General features: G+C 46.9%; 1 protein-coding gene. It reads left to right on the top strand.

The features are described 5' to 3' along the window. Window positions 1-158: 158 nt before the first annotated feature. On the top strand, window positions 159-1,293 hold a 1,135-nt coding region (locus R7O12_RS25330; RefSeq protein ID WP_318126817.1), incomplete at its 3' end, for an NAD(P)H-hydrate epimerase.

The raw sequence follows: 1,293 nt of genomic DNA, 5'->3' as shown, positions 1-1,293 counted from the left end.
AAAATCAACTCACTGTTTTTGTCTATGCAAGACGCGACAGCAGAAGCCTTGATGTCACAACATAAATAGCGATTGAAATTTATTCGTTAAAAGCCAAGGGGAACCTTGGCTTTTTTGTATACTTATAATTGTGTTTCCCCAATGCGCAGAACGTAAATATGGACTTTAATCTCGCCTTAAAACTCTACACCGCCGAGCAAGTCAAAAACGGAGAAGTGGTTGCTGCCCACATGGCAGGCGTTTCTATGTATAGCCTAATGCAGCGAGCTGGCATGGCTGTTTACGAACGATTTCTTCATTTATACCCAAGAGCGAAAAACGTTCTTGTCGTTTGTGGCAAAGGCAACAACGGCGGCGATGGCTACGTGTTTGCATCCCTTGCAAAACAAGCTCAGCTGAATGTTCAAGTTTTTCAAATCGGTGATGTAACGCAGCTTCAGGGCGATGCATTGCGTGCGTATCAAGACTGGCAAACCGTTGATGGTAAAAACAGCAGTTGGGATGATTGGAATACTGCGTTACTTGAAGCGGAAGTGATCATCGACGCTATGTTAGGCACGGGGCTAAAGGGTGAAGTCCGAACTGAATATCGTCGTTATATAGAGCAGATCAACCAAATTCAGTGTCCTGTTATTGCGGTCGATATCCCGTCCGGCTTGTGCGCTAACACTGGCTCAGTTTTAGGTGACGCAATCCAAGCGGACCATACAGTTACCTTCATCGGCGTTAAGCAAGGGTTATGTACCGCTCAAGCGAGAGACCGAATTGGTGAGCTGCACTTTTGTGGTTTGGGCGTTAACGTGGAATTCGATTCCATAGAAGAAGAAAGCGCACTGGGCATTGACCATAAAGTCATCCCTCGTTTGCTTCCAAAACCAAAAGCGACCGCTCACAAAGGTGATAACGGTAAATTACTTTGCGTCGGCGGGAATCAAGGTATGTCTGGCGCAATCCGTTTGTGCGCGTCTGCGGCGGTTCGAAGCGGGGCAGGGTTAACAGCAAGTATTACGCACCCAGATAGTTTCATCCCTCTGCAGGTCAGTTGCCCAGAAGTGATGAGTCAAAGCATAACCACGGATTTACTCAGAGATACGGAAAACGCGCTCACTAAGCGTATTCGCTGGGCGGATGTTTTGGTGTTTGGCCCCGGTTTTGGCGACGATGAGTGGGCGTATCAAGCTTATCAATACCTATCTCAAGAACAAAAACCGAAAGTTGTGGATGCGGATGGACTAAATATTCTGGCAATGGTAAGTCAACGATGGGATGGCACATTGGTGTGTGACAAACAAC

The sequence above is a fragment of the Vibrio sp. Vb1574 genome (assembly GCF_033338675.1).
Note: the sequence above shows the minus strand (reverse complement) of the source record. Positions and strands in the feature narration are given on the sequence as shown.